Source organism: Ruegeria sp. A3M17, from assembly GCF_003318255.1.
GTDB lineage: Bacteria > Pseudomonadota > Alphaproteobacteria > Rhodobacterales > Rhodobacteraceae > Ruegeria.
In genome coordinates, this window is sequence record NZ_QOCF01000027.1 from 86,643 (window position 1) to 103,353 (window position 16,711).

The window sequence follows — 16,711 nt, forward strand, 5'->3', positions numbered from 1 at the left end:
CTCCCAATAGAAAATTCAATCTTGGTGCCGGGTCTGCCCGGCCATTCGGCTAAACCGAATCTCGTCTGCTCCGATCGGTGATCGAGCTTCCTTCAGTTTCCGGAAATCCGATCATTTTGCAACCGGTTTCAAAAAAACTTCCTCCATCGCTAAGGGCCTTCCGGATTTCGCCGAGCGCGTTGCGGCTTCGGCCATCGCCAACGCCGCGACACCATCCTCAAGTGTTACCGGCACGTCCGAGCCGGACTGAATGGCGCGCGTAAACGCATCCCATTCGGCGCGGTAAGCGGCCATGTAGCGTTCAAGAAAGAAGTATGTTGGCTTCGCTCCGGTCACGCCGTCGGCTGTTGATTTAACAACCGAGTTCTCAAGGACATTATGCGCCTGCAAAAGACCCTTTGAACCAAGCAGCTCGACCCGTTGATCGTACCCGTAGGCTGCGCGCCGCGAGTTCTTTATGACAGCAAGGCTACCATCCAGGTAAGTCATTGTTACCACAGCCGTATCTACGTCACCGGCCTGCCCAATTTCCGGATCGACGACCGAGGTTCCCACGGCTGAAATGGTGACAGGCATCTGCCCCATCAGATAGTTGGCCATGTCAAAATCATGGATCATCATGTCCCGGAACAACCCGCCCGATACCTTGACATAACTCACCGGAGGCGGCGCCGGATCAAACGACGTTATGGACAACAGCTCAGCTTTCCCGACCTCGCCACCATCATAGGCGGCTTTCAGCGCCTGGAAATTGGGATCGAAGCGACGGTTGAAGCCAAGCATGACCGGTTGACCAGTCGCGCCCGCGGCTTTTTGGCAAATTTTTGCTCGCTCAAGGTCCAGATCTACGGGTTTTTCGCACAGGACCGCTTTGCCGGCCTGCGTTGCCGCTTCGATCAGGTCGGAATGCGTATCTGTAGGCGTTGCGATCAGAACCGCATCAATCGTTGAATCACCGATAATCTCGTCAGAGCTTTGCACCCTGGCGCCGTACTCAGCAGCCAGACCGACAGCGGCATCATTCACCGCGTCTGAAATAGCCGTCAATTCGGTTTGGGGGTGTGCCGAAATCGCTTCCGCATGCACGCGACCAATACGTCCGGCCCCCAGCAATCCGATCTTCAACATACGGTCCCCCGAATCAATTCTCAGGTGACACAATCAATATTTTTGCAACCGGTTGCAAGAATTAATTTCGACGGTCCTATTCCGCTTTGAAAGGCTCAAGGCTGTCTCGGAACTGCTCGATGAATTCCAGGGTCACCAGTGACGGTTGTTTCAAAATCGGTCGAACAAGCGAAAGAGTATGCGGTAAGAATGGCTTGAACGGTCGATAGCTTAACCCGTGGGCTGCGTATTGGACGGCGTCCAGTTCGCTCACGACGGAAACGCCAACGCCTTTCACGGCCAATTCACATGCCGCCGTGAACTGCCTGACTTCAATATGGGAATTCAATTCCACATTGGCACTTTGAAACGCTTTTGAGAGCCTTCCGAAAAAGTCGCTGTCGCGTCGTGTGTGGATAATTTTGCTGTTTACGAGATCAGTCGGTGTAACCTCAGAGAGGTTTTCCAATTCACATCCGGTGGGGAACACGCAAACCGTCCGGACCTCGATATCCCAGCTTTCGACAGCGGGATGACCATTAAAGCTGTCTGTGATCCCAAAATCATACTGCTCGCCGATCATCCATTCAAGAATGCGCTCGGGTCTGTCAGGTTCGATCGTCAAGGTGACGCCGGGCCGATCCTTCAAGAATCTGGCGACAACATCGGGCAAATGGCTGGTGGCGAACCCGGGCAGGCATGCAACACGGATGTGCCCTGCTTTGCGCTGTGTGATGTCCTGGCTGACGTCAGAGATTTGCCTCATCAGTTCGAGCACACGCTCGACGCTGGGCAAAAGATACCGAACCTCCTGCGTTGGCACCAATCGGCCTTCACGGCGATCGAAAAGCTGAAACCCAAGTGACTTTTCAAGATCCGAAAGCAACCTGCTGACGGCTGGCTGGCTCACTCCCAGGTCGGTCGCTGCCGCCGTGACAGAGCCGTTGGTTGTTACAGCCATAAGGGCTTCTAACTGCCGGACCCTAAGAATTTGACTCATTACCGATCCCAATCTACCGCCCTCGCCTCATAACACTATGTTATTTTTTTATCCAGTAAATTGGGCTTGAATTATATTTCTGTAACGTTAACGTCGTGAAATCGTCATGTGTGCCGTTTACCCGTTGCGGTCGGTATTCAACGAAGCATCGAACCTGATGCATGGGAGGAATCATGAAAAAGAATTTTCTCGGCGCTCTCGCCGTAACAACTGCATTGTCCCCAGTGGCGGCAATGGCACAAACCGAGGTTCAGTTCTGGCATGCCTTTACCGGCCGCCTTGGTGAGCTGGTCAAAGCCCAGGTCGAAGAGTTCAACGCCAGTCAGGACGAATTTGTTGTGGTCGAAAGCCACAAGGGCAACTACTCGGAAACCCTGAACGCGGGCATCGCCGCCTTCCGCGCCGGTGAGCAGCCGAACATCCTGATGGTATTCGAAGTCGGTACGGCAACGATGATGTCAGCCGAAGGTGCGATCAGGCCGGTTTACGAAGTGATGGCTGAAAGTGGCGCGCCTTTTGATCCCGATGCATATATCGGGGCCGTCAAAGGGTACTATACGACCACGGACGGCGACATGCTTTCGCTGCCCTTCAACTCATCCACGCCGGTTTTGTGGGTCAACCGCGACGCCATGCAGGCCGCCGGCGTTGATCCGGATACGGATCTGTCCACGTGGGAAAAGGTTGGAGACGTACTTGAACAGCTCAAGGCCGGGGGCGAAGATTGCCCGCTGGTCACCGCATGGCAAAGCTGGATCCATCTTGAGAACATGTCGGCCTATCACGATGTTCCGTTTGCCTCGAAGGACAACGGTTTTGCCGGTCTGGATACCGAGCTGATGCTGAACGGACCGGCGCAGGTGGCACACCTGACCGCGATGGGTGACTGGGCCAAGGATGGCAAGTTCATCTACACCGGTCGCAGAAACGAAGGCGGGGCGAACTTCCGGTCAGGCGAATGCGCATTGTTCACTGAAAGCTCAGCCGGTTACGCAGGCATCAAGGCAGAAGCCGAATTCAACTTCGACGTCCGTCCGCTGCCCTACTGGGAAGCCGTCACAAGTGAGCCGCAGAACACCATTATCGGAGGCGCATCACTTTGGGTAATGGAAGGTCATGACCCCGAAGAATACAAGGGCGTCGGAGAGTTCCTGAGCTTCCTGTCATCGTCTGACGTGCAGTCGGCCTGGCACCAGAACACCGGCTACCTTCCGATCACGGCCGAAGCGGGTGATGCGACACGTGCGGCGGGCTTCTATGACGAAAACCCCGGCACCGACATCGCTGTGATCCAGATGACCGCGAAAGAGCCAACTGCGAATTCCAAAGGTCTGCGCCTGGGTTCCTTCGACCAGATCCGCGGCATCATCGACGAAGAGCTTGAGGCCGTCTGGGCCGGTGAGAAAACTGCTCAGGAAGCGATGGATAGCGCGAAGGAACGTGGTGACGCGCTGCTGCGCCGGTTCGAATCCGCCAATCAATAAGTCATAACTTCATGCGGGTCTTTTTCGGGCCCGCATTTTCTTTCTTCGGTGGACTTTCTGGATGGAAAAACGCGTCACCTTTCGCGGCTGGCTGTTGCCATTGGCGCTGATCGCCCCACAGGTCATCATTTCCGCTGTCTTCTTCTTCTATCCCGCTGGTCAGGCGGTATGGCAATCTCTGTTCATACCTGACCCATTCGGCCTGTCGTCCCAGTATGTCGGACTGGGAAACTTTGAATTCCTTTTGAGCGATAAATATTATCGCGCATCTTTCGTCACGACGGCTGTGTTTTCGACGCTTGTGACTCTCTGTTCGATGATACCGGCGCTATTTCTGGCAGTTATCGCAGATAGGCTCATTAAAGGTTCGGGTGTTTATCGCACATTGCTGATCTGGCCTTATGCCGTAGCCCCTGCTGTGGCCGGTGTGCTGTGGCTGTTCATGTTCAATACACGCGTTGGTGTGGTGGCGTGGTATCTCAGCCAGCTTGGTTATGACTGGAACCATGTCCTGAACGATACCGAAGCTATGGGGTTGGTTGTTGTCGCCTCGGCTTGGGGGCGCATCAGCTATAACTTCCTGTTCTTCTTTGCAGCGCTGCAATCCGTTCCCCGCTCGGTCATCGAAGCGGCGGCAATTGACGGCGCGCATTTCTGGCGCCGGTTCTTCACGATTGTACTGCCGCTGCTGTCTCCGACTGCATTCTTCCTGCTGGTGGTGAACGTTGTCTATGCCTTCTTCGAAACCTTCGGGGTGATCCACACGATCACTGGCGGCGGCCCGCAACAGGCGACGACGATCCTAGTCTACAAGGTCTTCTCAGATGGCTTTGTCGGGCAGGATCTTGGATCATCTTCGGCACAATCTGTCATCTTGCTGATTGTTGTCGGCCTGTTGACCGTCATTCAGTTCAAATACGTGGAAAAGAGGGTGCATTACTGATGGCAGCCCAACAACACGGAATGGTCGAAAAACGTGGCGTAGGCATCTGGTTCACCCATGCGTTCATGATCCTTGGCGTTTTGATCATCTTTTTCCCGATCTGGCTGGCCTTTGTTGCTTCAACCGTGACCCAGGCCGATATCGTTTCTCCGCCAATGCCCGTGGTGCCGGGTGATCAGTTCTGGGTGAACTACAAAGCGGCGCTGTTCTCGGGGGTAAACGTGCCCGTCGCAACGATGCTTTTCAACAGCCTGGTGATGGCCATTGGCATCGCGGTGGGCAAAATCATCATCTCCCTGCTGTCAGCGTTTGCGATTGTCTACTTCAAGTTTCCAGGCCGTAGGACGTTTTTCTGGCTGATCTTCCTGACCCTGATGCTGCCGGTCGAGGTGCGGATTGTTCCAACCTTCGAGGTTGTGGCCGGGTTTGGCATGCTCAACAGTTATTACGGTCTGATCTTTCCCCTGATTGCTTCGGCAACGGCGACCTTCCTGTTCCGTCAGTTCTTCCTGACGATCCCTGATGAACTGGCCGAAGCTGCCCGCGTGGATGGAGCCCGCCCGATGCGGTTCTTCATCGACATCGTTGTGCCCATGAGCCGGACCAATATCGCGGCGCTGTTCGTGATCTTGTTCATCTACGGCTGGAACCAGTACCTGTGGCCGCTGCTGATCACCACCGATCCTGAAATGAACACTATTGTGATGGGTATCAAACAGATGTTCCCGTCCGGTGACGACTTTGCCCATTGGCCGACAATCATGGCGACCTCAATTCTGGCAATGATCCCGCCAGTCATCGTAGTGGTGTCAATGCAAAGGCTCTTTGTCCGCGGCCTTGTCGATAGCGAGAAGTAAGAAATGGCAACAGTAACCCTAGAGAACGTCAAAAAGAGTTTTGGCCCGACGGATGTGATCCACGGTATCGATGTCGATATCGCAGACGGAGAGTTCATCGTGATCGTCGGCCCCTCAGGCTGCGGTAAATCCACGCTGCTGCGAATGGTGGCAGGGTTGGAGACGGTCTCGTCCGGGGAAATCCGGATCGGCGATGAAAGAGCCAACGACAAAGAGCCGATGGATCGGGATATAGCAATGGTGTTCCAGAACTATGCGCTTTACCCGCATATGTCCGTGCGTCAGAATATGGGTTACGGTCTGAAGATTGCCGGACTTCCCAAAGATCAGATCGATCAAAAAGTGACTGACGCCGCCAAACTGCTACAGCTTGAAGCTTTGCTGGATCGCAAGCCGCGGCAATTGTCGGGCGGTCAACGCCAAAGGGTGGCCATGGGCCGTGCCATTGTCCGCGAACCGGCAGTCTTCCTGTTTGATGAGCCGCTCTCTAACCTCGATGCCAAACTGCGTGTTCAGATGCGTCTGGAAATCCGTGAGCTCCAGGAAAAGCTTGGAGTCACCTCCCTGTACGTTACTCACGACCAGGTCGAGGCCATGACGATGGCGGACAGGATGATCGTGATGAATGGCGGTAGCGCCGAGCAGATCGGGACACCGTTGGAAGTTTACGAAACACCCAGAACTCTGTTCGCGGCGCAGTTCATTGGCAGCCCTGCGATGAACGTGTTTGACGCCCGGCGTGAAAACGGGACAGTCAAGATCGGAGAAATTGAGGTCGGCACATCCCAGGGGCCTGATATCGCGGCAAAATTGGGGATACGACCAGAGCATCTGTTGTTGGATGAAAACGGTCCGTTGGAAGCAACGATTCAGATTGCGGAACCATTGGGGGCAAACACACTATTGCACGGTCAGCTCATAGGCTCTGGCAGCGCGATTACGATAAGCCTTCCGGGTGTCCACCCAATCGAAGGCCAGCATCCGAACATGCGGTTTTCGATCGCCTCAGAGAATATGCACCTGTTTGACCATTCAACCGGTGAAAGGCTGCAAAGCTGATGACGTTTCCACAGGTTGAAGCCTTTCGTGGCGGTGAAAACCTGATCCGGGTTGTCGGGCATCGGGGTGCACGCGGCGTCCTACCTGAAAACAGCATGATTGGCTTTGGCTTTTCGCTGTCCATCGGCGTCCCGCTCCTGGAGTTTGACGTCGTGCTTACGGCAGATAACGTTCCGGTCATAACCCATAACCACCGCCTGCACGCGCCGACATTTCGTGACGCCAATGGTCGATTTTTGGTAGGAGAAGAGCCAAAGGTTTCCTCGTTGACCGTCGAACGGATTCAGCAATTCGACATCGGACGGTTGGACGGGCATTCCGCCTATGGTCGTCGTTTTCCAGACCAGGCCCAAATGGACAATGTTCGTGTTCCAACGCTGATGAACCTGTTGGAACTGGTCGATGACCCAAAATACAGCGATGCCTGTCTGATGCTCGAACTAAAGTCAGATCCCGATTTGGCCCATGATGCGTTTTACCGACAGAACTTCGTTGGCCGGGTTCTTCAAGACGTTCGCGCCAAGGATTTGTCGCCGCGTGCGGTTCTGCACAGCTTTGACTGGGCTCTATTGGAAGAATGTCAGCGACAGGCCCCTGATATGCCGTCTTCGTACCTGACGCAGCTTCCCGATAACGCGGATGATGTGGGCGAGGACTCATCAAAAGCAGTTTGTCCGGACTTTCGTGGCCGTCGCGATGAAATTCCAAATTTGGTCAAAGAAGCGGGCGGTGCGCTTTGGTGTCCGTATTTTGCGGATGTGACTGCTGAAAGCGTGGCTCTTGCCAAAAAGCTGGGCCTGTGCGTCGCAGTGTGGACAGTCAATGAACACGAAGACATTGGCAAGATGATTAATCTGGGCGTGGACGCAATCGTGTCCGACTATCCTGGACGGGTTCAAAGGCATCTGTCGGACTTGGGGATGAGGTGGAGCGCCACCCACTAGCAAAGCCAGTCCAGGCATGAACGTCGCAAATACAATCCTGATCGCCGGAATACTCCGCGCAGCTGACCAAAGCGCGGCCGGCCATCAAAAACCCATCGAAGAAACTTGGGAACCTTTTCGCGCGCAGCGCATCCAATAACACAGGTGCCAATTGTGACGCACCGGATGTGAACTATGGAAAGGACAAGCCCATGACTAAAATCTCTGTGTCTGCAATTGGACTGTTGTTCGTCACCACAACGCTTGCCGCTGCGCATGACGAAAAGGCTCTTATGAATGCACCCGCCGGTGATCCTTATGTGAAAGTGAGCGACGTGCTGCCTCTGCCAGAATTCATCCCGGGTCTTGGCACGCTGTTTGTAGACCCGGCCACCCTGCCCGCTGGTCCGTTCCTGGCTTATGATCGCGATGGGCAGTTGTCGGCAACGATCTACATGACCCCGCTCGACGATCTGCAGAACGGAGTTGCATTCGACGGGCTGGGATTGGGGTCGCACACTGTCAGTTCGACAGATGTTTACTTCAACGCCGGCCACCCCGGAGTGGAAAAGCCCCACGCACATGTCGTGCTGTTCCATGATGAGGGGGCAAAAGAACGGCTGGCCGAATGATCTGCACGCGACGCTATGCGCTGTGGCTCGCAGGTGGCGCGATCGCTACCTGCGCAGGCACACGATCATCAGGTGCACAAACAGTTATCGATGTTGAAATGCGCGGCAGCGCGCGTGGCGAGAGGGTCTGGTTTGATCCCTTGGGCTTGTCAGTGGCACCGGGCTCCACCATCCGTTTCACCAACCGGGACCCAGGAAACAGCCATACGGTGACCGCCTATCACCCCAAGTTTTATGACCGAAAACGTCGCATTCCTGCGGCGGCGGACCCCTGGGACAGCGACTTTCTGCTGCCCGATGCATATTTCGAGGTCACGCTGACAGCTCCTGGGGTGTACGATTACTATTGCCTGCCCCACGAAATGGCGGCGATGGTCGGCCGCATTGTGGTGGGGACCCCCGCCGATGCGGGTTGGGAAGGAACCTCGGAAGATCAAAGCGATGTATCCGATCAGGTTTTGGAGGCATTGCCATTGGCACAGGAATTAATCGCGAAAGGTAACATCAAGCGAAAGGACAGATCATGACGGTCGGGACAAGTCACAAGACGGCAATCCAATACGGAACGGCTAAAACCGAAGCAGAGCTTGTGGCCGACGCCCGGAGCGGAAACGAAACGGCCGTCCGCGAACTTGTCCGGCGTCTGAATCCGCGTCTGTTCCGCGTTGCCCGGGGTATCGTCGATACAGATTCCGAAGCCGAAGACGCGCTGCAAGAGGCCTATATGTCCGCTTTCAGCAAACTGGACAGTTTTCAGGAACGCGCAAGCTTTTCGACCTGGATAACCCGGATCGTCATCAATACCGCGCGCATGCAACGCAGACGATTCCAGCCAGAGGAAGAGTACGACACCGTTGACGAGACTCACCTGTCTCGGATCCTGACATTTCCCGGTCAGAATTCTGAACTTCCCGATGCCGCCATAGGCCGGGCGCAACTCCGCGGATTATTGGAAACCGCGGTTTCCGAACTGCCACCCGATATGCGCCTTCCATTTTTGTTGCGCGAGTCCGAAGATATGAGCGTTATGGCCATCGCCCGTGAGCTTCAGATCAATCCGATCACGGTAAAAACGCGCCTATTCCGCGCCCGTCGCCGACTGCGTTCAGCGCTTGAACGACAGGTTCGTGGTGGATTCGAAGCGATCTTTCCATTCGGAGGCAAGCGATGCGCAAATATGGCAAGCCGCGTGATCGGGTGCCTGCGGGCTAACGGCCAACTCTGAGCTTCAACTGACCGGAGATCACGGGACCAACCAAAGCGGAAAATTTGATCTATCATCAATCTGGGCGCGATGAACCGTACCGCTTCACTATCGATACGTTCCGCAAGATGCCCGTACTAAATGTCTTGTTTCGGCATCTGGTTGTCCTCAAACATGAAAAAGACTAATTGGAGACCTTGGTTTGAGAGGATGGCTGTAATCGGCGATCTTCTTTATTAGGATCGGCAAAACAACATGATAGACTTAAGTAAAATTCGGCCAATGCGAAGAAGCCGCAACTACGAAATTTATCAGCATCCGTTTATTGAGCGCGCGCTGTTGAAAGTCCGGGTGGATGAACCGGTGCGTAACCACGTAATTCCTCGTTATGCTGAGAGGCGCTATGGCAACCTTCGTCAGTGGAACCGGGAAGCAAACGAATACTTAGCCGCGTTGACACGAGGCTGCCCCGAGATTGAACGCCTTGCGGATTTTATGGGGTATGCGGCGACATCTCAGGGACCCGCGCTGGTGGTCGAAAAGATGACCGGTCCTGATGGCGATTTGGCGCCAACGCTGGAATCGGAACGGGCCGCATTGGGCGATGACATGTCAGAGCGCAAGCAGCTGCACGGTGAATTCATGGAACTCATGGACGACCTTGAACGTGGCCGGATTATCGTGGGCGACCTGGGTTTTGAAAACATTGTACGTGCGCAAGAGCGCAATGGAAAACTGGTCGTTATCGATGGCTTGGGCGAAAGAGTGTTGTTTCCGCTGACGCTGGTTTCTGATTTAGCATTCCGCAAATCCATCGAGCGCCGCCGGACGCGCATGGGCCAAGCATTTGGTCTTGGCTGATAGAACCCGCTCTACGGTAATCAAATGGCGTCGATTTGGCTTCGCTGCATTAGCCACCAGCTGAATGGGCGTCTTCCCAGTCGTACCAGCAAGGACCTGTTGATTCCAATCGACTGGGCTGGTCTGACGATTAGCCCTTTGCGGCGTCTATCAAGTCAAAGAACTTTTTTCGAACTTGGCCGAGCTTTCGGTCATTGTAGCTGCGAACCCATCTTCGCAGAGGAATGACTTGTTTAGACCCAAAGCTGTCAATCCAAACCCATCGCCCGGATCCGTCGGGCCATGTTTGATAGACAAGATTGCCAGTGTTCTTATTGCTTATGACGACACGTTCTTCTGACAATTGGTCGAAGTGTTTATTGAGATCGCTCAAATGCTGAGGGGTGAGGCGACTTTCGGCAATCAACTGACCCAGACTTGGGGAAAGCTGTCCATCCGGATCAGAAATGCGTTCATAGACCAACGCCAGACCCTTGTCTGTCGGTGCGGTGCCAAACACCCTACAAACGGGCATCACGTCCGGACTTTCTTGATGGCGGACCATCAGAAAAAACGCTTCGTCAAACTCACGCATGAAACCCTTAAAAACGGTAGCTCTACGAAACAGCCGGTCATACCACTTGTCGGTTACAAGCCTCGAACCTGCATCCATCGTGTGAGGTTGCGGAACCTTTAACAGTAGCCCTTTGTCAAATGGGTGTTCATATACGAATTGCCTGTTTCCCTTCGCGATAACAGGGCTGTTTCCTAGTTCAAGCAGAGTGGGATTTTGGTGGCTATTCATATTTTCTGTTTAAGTTGATTCCGGACCAGCGCAAGTTGTTTTTTGACCATTGATATTGTTACGTTAAACGCCGGAGACAATTGCAATCATGATGCTTGGAATTCAAGCTGCTCAGGGACGGGTACCATCTTGAATGTTGCAGTGAGCCAATGGGGTCGCCGCAGTACCAACGGACGCGCCTGATCTCTGGAAAGGTCATGCTCTAACGATGACCACCTGGCTGCATCGTCCGACACTCTTTGCAAGCGATGTCAAAAACTTGGAAATACCGGTGCGGTGTCCGGAGTTTTCAGATCTTGCGACCCTTTCGCACGCCCGTAGCTTTCCGTTTCGTGGGGGTTTCGGCAAATTCCTTCGGGGTTTTCAGGTTCAGCGCATGGCACAGGTCGCGCGCCATTGCCTTCAGCTCTGGGGTTGGGGCCTCGACCTCACCGATGATCCGATCGATCAGCGCCACCGCCAGCGCCTGGTCTTCGGGGTGCGCTAAAAGATCCGGCAGGGTCTCAACTGCGCCATCGGGGTCGAGCGTTGCTATAATCGATTGTTCATGCAGCAGATGCTGGCGGCGTTCTACCGATAGGTCGGCAAAGGGCTCTTCCCGAGTGAAGATATCTGACCACCGATCCAGCATCTCGGAGCGATAGCTGCGGTTGCTGCCCCCAAGCAGGATCAATATCCGTACCACCGCTTCGGCTACGCCGCCTTGCCCCATATGTGCCAGGGCCGATTTAACTTCGGGCAGCGCGCGCAGGCTTTCAAGATCGGGCAAGGTGCGTCGCTCTGCCTGCTGCTGTCCGAACGTAGCTGCCAGCGGGCCGTTCCAGAGCGCATGGAACGTCATCTCGTACCAAGCGTCACGCAGGTCCCGGCCCAGATCCATCGCCTGCTCAACCCAGTCCGCCGTCAGTTTTTCGGCCGTCAGGAACGGGTTGTCGGGTGCAGCAGGTGCGCGTTGGGCACGGGCCGCCTGCGCCAGTTGCTGAACCCCGAAAGCAGCGGTCGATTGCGACGACTGTGCCGCCCGTTGTACCCTTAGCGGGTGAAGGTCGCGCAGCGCCTTCGCGGTGCTCGGCGTGGTGAGTGCCTGCACCGCCGGGCGGGCAAAGGTTTCATAGAGGCCAGCCTGCAACTCGGACACCTCAGCCACTGCGGCAAAGCCGGTTTCGTCCCGCCGCCCATCATCCAGCGCCGCAACATCGGTCAAACGACGTTCCACAAATCGGATCTCGAACCGTTTCTCGGCCCCCTCACCCTCGATATTTTCGATCTGCATCTCGTAAAGACCGGGGGCCATTGCCTCGACGGTTTCCAGCGTCGAAGTCAGTCCGGAATGTTCTTTTCGAGCCACTTTCGAAGACACGAAGATACCCAGATGCCCGACCTCTTCATGCAGCATGTAAATGATGCGCTGGCCGCGCAGGCGGATCTCTTCTTCGTCAGTATAGGTGTCGGCGATCCAGTTCAGCGCCTGCTGAGGCGGAGTGATATTGTCGCCGTGACTGGCAAAGACAAAGATCGGACCGCGAACCGCCTTGATGTCCAGCGGCACGCCGGGCTCTAGCTGGGCAGTGTTCCGGACCAGCCGGTTGCCGACAAATAGCTGTTCGACGATCCAGTGAATTTCTTTCTCGTTCAGGATAAAGAAACCGCCCCACCAGCGTTCAAAATCAATAAACCGTTCGCGCCCGCCTTCGGGGTCGCGATAGAGGTCGAAATACTTGCCAAAATAATTCCGGCTGGGGTTCAGCTGTTCGAAATTCATCACCAAATTGGCCCCGTCGAATTGCCCCGCCCCCAGATCGGACCAAAACATTGGCTGCCAGGTGCCGCCAAGCACCCCGCCATTGTAACGCATCGGATTTTCGCCGACCTCGCCCGACCACGGCGAAACCGGCGCGCCATTCAAAACCAGTGGTCCGGTCAAGTCAGGATTACAAGCGGCCATCAGCAAAGTCGCCCAGCCACCCTGACAGTTGCCGATCACAACCGGCTGCGGGCTATCGGGGTGACGAGCGCGAACGGCGCGAACGAACCCGGCCTCGGCATGCATCACATCCGCCAATGTTTGTCCCGGCACCGGATCGCGCCGGAAGTTGACGAAGTAGACCGGATGCCCCTTGGCCAGCGCCACGCCGACCTGACTATCGGGTTTGAACCCGCCAATGCCGCCGCCATGTCCGGCGCGCGGATCAATGATCACATAAGGGCGGCTCTGATCGTCAACCGCGACACCTTCGGGCGGGATGATGCGCAACAGCTGGTAATTGCAGGGCCGCTCTAGATCTGCACCATCGGCTACTACTTCGTATTCATAGGCAAGCACCGGCGGGCAGCCGGCAGCCTCATGTTCTAGAAATACATCGCCGCGTTCGCGCAGTGCGTCCAGCGTCAGAACCACCCGCTGTCCCGCATCCCTGAGGTATTCCGACCAATTCCGCGCCACCGTTGCCGGTGTCATCTGCGTGGCCAGATCGGCAAACCCCTGTATCAGACGGTGGGTGTGCTCTGTGTGGTTTTCTGCGATCCGACGCGCGTTCAGCGATGCCGCTTGGGACAGCATTTCCCATTGTAACCCGGACCGGTCCAGAGCCCGCGCCACAGCTATTGCCGTCCGGTCCTGCAAATAGCCCGTATCATCAGCCAGCGTCCGGCTGGTCCCCAAGGTGTTCGCCTGAACATTCGATGTCATGAGAAACTCCTGTCATTCGATAATTGCCGTACTCGCCACCGGTGGTGTTGAAATTCCCCACCACACGTCTAGATCCCAGCAAAGATCAACGCGGTCTGCTCGGGATCGCGCGCAACCCCCAGGCTATTGATTGATCTTTGGCCAAGCCGAGAAGCGCGTTCAAACCTTCAAGACGGAACATGGTAGACGCCCCTTCGGCAAATCGCTGCGATGCAGCATACTCCTATATTGGTTGCTTCACACTTTCCACAACTGCGACATATTTGTGTTGATTCTAGTGCAAAGGTCCTGACGAACGAAGAGAACCCGCCATCACACCGTGGGATCAAACACCTAGACAAATCCCCCTGCGCATAAGAACCTGTGACCAAACAAAAACAGGGAGAAGATTTATGAAACTGATTGCTGGCCCAGCTCTGGCCTTGCTTTTCTCAACAACCTCGGTGTTTGCCGCGGGCGATGGGACCTGCGCCAAGGGCAAGACCCTCACAGAGGGCACCCTGACAATCGCAACAGGTAATCCGGCCTACTATCCCTGGGTAATGAATGACGCGCCCGGAAGCGGCGAAGGATTCGAAGCTGCCGTTGCTTATGCCATCGCCAAGAAAATGGGCTTCGACCAGGACAATGTCACCTGGGTACGTACAAGTTTTGACGAGGCGATTCAGCCTGGCGCTAAGAGCTTTGACTTCAACATGCAGCAGTACTCGATCACGCCCGAACGGGAAGAAATGGTTGATTTCAGCCTGCCATATTACACCTCGGCCATGGCGGTTCTGACCACCCAGAACGTTGTCGATTCCGGCGCAGAAGCGACATTGGACGGCCTCAAGGATTTGAAGTGGGGCGCCGTGGCCACGACGACCGCAATCCCGATGCTGAACGACGTGATCCAGCCTTCGAGTGAACCGCTGCTTTACAACGACAATGCCGATGTGAATGCTGCCATCATGGCCGGCCAGATCGATGCCGCAATTTATGACCTGCCTACGGCACTCTATCTGTCGGCTGTCGTGGTCGAAAACGGTGCATTGCTTGGCCAGTTCCCTCCGGGGCAAACCGAAAGTCCTGATCAGTTCGGCCTTTTGATGGAAGAGGGCAACGCGTTGAAGGAATGCGTCAACGCGGCCATCACAGAACTGACCGAAAGCGGCGAGCTTGCGGCGATTGAAACCCAATGGCTGTCCGAGGCTACAGGTGTGCCGGTCATCGAATAGATGAAAGAAACGTCATTGCAAAAAGACTCGGTTGAGCACTCTGCCGCGACGCCAACGCGTCGCGAGGTTTATGAAGCCGAGGTACGGCGTCGCTCAAATCGCATAGCGCTGATTTCGGCGGTCAGCGTGGCTCTTGCCATCGTCGTCCTCGTCCCGCTCGCCCCCGGTTGGGAGGCCGTACAACGCTCGTTTTTTAACGGCCGGGTCTTCGCCGAGACGTTTCCCGGATTGCTCGAAGCCTTTCTTATGAACGTGATGATTTTTGCCTGGTCAGCGCCGCTTATCGCGATCACGGGTCTGGTTATCGCGCTGTGTCGGGACACGCGCGCACCTGCGCTTTTTCCGCTGCGGTTATTCGGCATTGCATATACGGACATCTTCCGTGGCCTGCCGGTGGTTCTTGTTATCTACATTATTGGCTTTGGCGTGCCCGGGTTGGGCCTGCCGAGGCCCTGGAACAGCCCGTACATTTGGGGCACCCTGGCGCTGGTTTTGGTCTATTCGGCCTATGTGGCCGAGGTGATCCGCTCGGGCATTGACTCGATCCACCAGTCGCAGCGATCCGCCGCGGCCTCGCTGGGGCTAAGCGATCAGGACACCATGCGCTATGTGGTCCTGCCGCAGGCCATACGAAACGTCGTTCCTGCCAATATGAACCTGTTCATCGCTTTGCAGAAGGACGTGGCGCTATTGTCCTTTATCGGCCCGGTTGAGATTTTCCGACAGGCTGGTGTTTACAAATCGCTCTATGCCAATTTTACGCCTTATGTGGGTGCAGCGCTTATCTTTCTTGCGCTGACCATACCAGCCACGCGGTATGCGGACTACCTTATGAACAAGCAGAACAGGGCCCGTACATGACAGCAAAGTTATCCTTGCGAGGGGTGCGGAAACGGTTCGATGATCACGAGGTATGCAAGGGCATTGACCTGGATGTGGCTGAGGGCGAAATGGTGTGCCTCATTGGCGCTTCAGGTTCTGGCAAATCCACGCTCTTGCGCTGCATGAACCTGCTTGAACCCATCGATGACGGCGAGATCTGGCTGGATGGGAAGGACATCTCGGAACCGGGGCTTGACCCACAGCCCGTGCGCCAACAGATCGGCATTGTGTTCCAAAGCTACAACCTCTTTCCTCACATGACGGCAGCAGAGAACGTCATGCTCGCACCGCGTCGTGTGCGCGGACTGAGCAGAGAAGACTTACGCCCGAAGGTGACCCAGCTTTTCACGCGCTTTGGGCTGGGTGACCGGATGGAACACTATCCAGACCAGCTATCGGGCGGCCAGCAGCAGCGGGTGGCAATCATCCGCGCGCTGGCGATGGAGCCGCAGATCATGCTGTTTGACGAGATTACAAGTGCGCTGGATCCCGAGCTGGTAGGCGAGGTTCTGGACGTGCTGAGGGACCTGCGAAAGCAGGGTATGACCATGGTACTTGCCACCCACGAAATGGGTTTTGCACGTGAGCTGGCAGACAAAGTGTGTTTCCTTGATGCCGGACGCATCCTGGAACAGGGTCCGCCCGAGGTGCTCTTCTCCCAACCACACGAACCGCGCACCAAGGCGTTCTTGTCGCGCGTGCTGTGATGTCGCTGAGGTCCTGCAGATTCATCTAAAGATAACCCGTTCAGCAATGTCCAGTCGGACCAAACCGATGTTTGTCTGTGTGTCTTATCCACGTCGAATGCGTAACCTCAGGACCCACTGATTTCCGATTGGCCGCATGATTCACAGCTCAAAAATGGGTGGCGAATAAGCCAAATCTTTTTTTGTCTAACGGATGCGCAGATGACGCGTCTCGTGCTTGATCTTTGTCACACATCTATCAGTCGGACTGTCCGTCGTCGGGGATTTTGGGACAGATGGCTGCCTGAGCTAAGAGAGGATCTGGCGCATCTGTTTGGTTTGATTATGCGGCGGATTTTCGGTGTGTCTGACGTCAGCGCTTA

General features: G+C 55.5%; 16 protein-coding genes. 12 read left to right on the plus strand and 4 right to left on the minus strand.

What is annotated here, in order from left to right; translation table 11 throughout:
- Nucleotides 1-111: 111 nt before the first annotated feature.
- Nucleotides 112-1,128, minus strand: coding sequence for an inositol 2-dehydrogenase (gene iolG, locus DS906_RS14290; RefSeq protein ID WP_113790806.1), 1,017 nt, complete (start codon nt 1,126-1,128; stop codon nt 112-114).
- 76 nt (nt 1,129-1,204) lie between these two features.
- Nucleotides 1,205-2,107 (minus strand): LysR substrate-binding domain-containing protein, encoded by a 903-nt coding sequence (locus DS906_RS14295; RefSeq protein WP_113790807.1) that lies wholly within the window; start codon nt 2,105-2,107, stop codon nt 1,205-1,207.
- 173 nt (nt 2,108-2,280) lie between these two features.
- Here DS906_RS14295 and ugpB point away from each other — a divergent pair, with 173 nt between their 5' ends.
- From ugpB to DS906_RS14340, 9 genes are all read left to right on the plus strand, one after another.
- Complete coding sequence (ugpB, locus tag DS906_RS14300; protein ID WP_113790808.1) at nt 2,281-3,591, plus strand: sn-glycerol-3-phosphate ABC transporter substrate-binding protein UgpB; 1,311 nt, start codon at nt 2,281-2,283, stop codon at nt 3,589-3,591.
- A 61-nt stretch (nt 3,592-3,652) separates the two neighbouring features.
- Complete coding sequence (gene ugpA, locus DS906_RS14305; RefSeq protein ID WP_113790809.1) at nt 3,653-4,534, plus strand: sn-glycerol-3-phosphate ABC transporter permease UgpA; 882 nt, start codon at nt 3,653-3,655, stop codon at nt 4,532-4,534.
- A 20-nt stretch (nt 4,535-4,554) separates the two neighbouring features.
- Nucleotides 4,555-5,391, plus strand: a complete 837-nt coding sequence (ugpE, locus tag DS906_RS14310) for a sn-glycerol-3-phosphate ABC transporter permease UgpE (protein ID WP_113790834.1) — start codon at nt 4,555-4,557, stop codon at nt 5,389-5,391.
- Between the two features lie 3 nt (nt 5,392-5,394).
- Complete coding sequence (gene ugpC / locus DS906_RS14315) at nt 5,395-6,450, plus strand: sn-glycerol-3-phosphate ABC transporter ATP-binding protein UgpC (RefSeq protein WP_113790810.1); 1,056 nt, start codon at nt 5,395-5,397, stop codon at nt 6,448-6,450.
- Nucleotides 6,450-7,394, plus strand: coding sequence for a glycerophosphodiester phosphodiesterase family protein (locus tag DS906_RS14320; protein WP_233494801.1), 945 nt, complete (start codon nt 6,450-6,452; stop codon nt 7,392-7,394). Before ugpC ends, DS906_RS14320 begins: the two co-directional genes overlap by 1 nt.
- Nucleotides 7,395-7,585: 191 nt before the next feature.
- Entirely contained in the window at nt 7,586-8,005 is a 420-nt protein-coding gene (locus tag DS906_RS14325) for a hypothetical protein (protein WP_113790812.1), read from the plus strand.
- On the plus strand, nt 8,002-8,532 hold the full coding sequence (locus tag DS906_RS14330; protein WP_113790813.1) for a plastocyanin/azurin family copper-binding protein: 531 nt from the start codon (nt 8,002-8,004) through the stop codon (nt 8,530-8,532). The genes DS906_RS14325 and DS906_RS14330 overlap by 4 nt, the downstream gene beginning before the upstream one ends.
- Nucleotides 8,529-9,230: an RNA polymerase sigma factor gene (locus tag DS906_RS14335; protein ID WP_113790814.1), complete on the plus strand. Its 702-nt coding sequence runs from the start codon at nt 8,529-8,531 to the stop codon at nt 9,228-9,230. The genes DS906_RS14330 and DS906_RS14335 overlap by 4 nt, the downstream gene beginning before the upstream one ends.
- Nucleotides 9,231-9,464: 234 nt before the next feature.
- A complete protein-coding gene (locus tag DS906_RS14340; RefSeq protein ID WP_113790815.1) occupies nt 9,465-10,070 on the plus strand; it encodes a YrbL family protein in 606 nt (201 codons plus the stop codon).
- Nucleotides 10,071-10,200: 130 nt separating this feature from the next.
- Here the strand turns inward: DS906_RS14340 and DS906_RS14345 are convergent, their stop codons facing one another.
- Both DS906_RS14345 and DS906_RS14350 read right to left on the minus strand, forming a co-directional pair.
- Nucleotides 10,201-10,854 (minus strand): YrbL family protein, encoded by a 654-nt coding sequence (locus tag DS906_RS14345; protein ID WP_113790816.1) that lies wholly within the window; start codon nt 10,852-10,854, stop codon nt 10,201-10,203.
- Nucleotides 10,855-11,143: 289 nt separating this feature from the next.
- On the minus strand, nt 11,144-13,543 hold the full coding sequence (locus DS906_RS14350; protein WP_113790817.1) for a DUF3141 domain-containing protein: 2,400 nt from the start codon (nt 13,541-13,543) through the stop codon (nt 11,144-11,146).
- A gap of 392 nt (nt 13,544-13,935) precedes the next feature.
- Here DS906_RS14350 and DS906_RS14355 point away from each other — a divergent pair, with 392 nt between their 5' ends.
- Genes DS906_RS14355 through DS906_RS14365 form a run of 3 tightly spaced genes read left to right on the plus strand, consistent with a single transcriptional unit; the run spans nt 13,936 to nt 16,349 of the window.
- On the plus strand, nt 13,936-14,760 hold the full coding sequence (locus tag DS906_RS14355) for an ABC transporter substrate-binding protein (protein ID WP_113790818.1): 825 nt from the start codon (nt 13,936-13,938) through the stop codon (nt 14,758-14,760).
- Nucleotides 14,761-15,621 (plus strand): amino acid ABC transporter permease, encoded by an 861-nt coding sequence (locus tag DS906_RS14360; protein WP_113790819.1) that lies wholly within the window; start codon nt 14,761-14,763, stop codon nt 15,619-15,621. It abuts the gene before it with no gap.
- Nucleotides 15,618-16,349, plus strand: coding sequence for an amino acid ABC transporter ATP-binding protein (locus tag DS906_RS14365; protein WP_113790820.1), 732 nt, complete (start codon nt 15,618-15,620; stop codon nt 16,347-16,349). The genes DS906_RS14360 and DS906_RS14365 overlap by 4 nt, the downstream gene beginning before the upstream one ends.
- Nucleotides 16,350-16,711 lie beyond the last annotated feature (362 nt).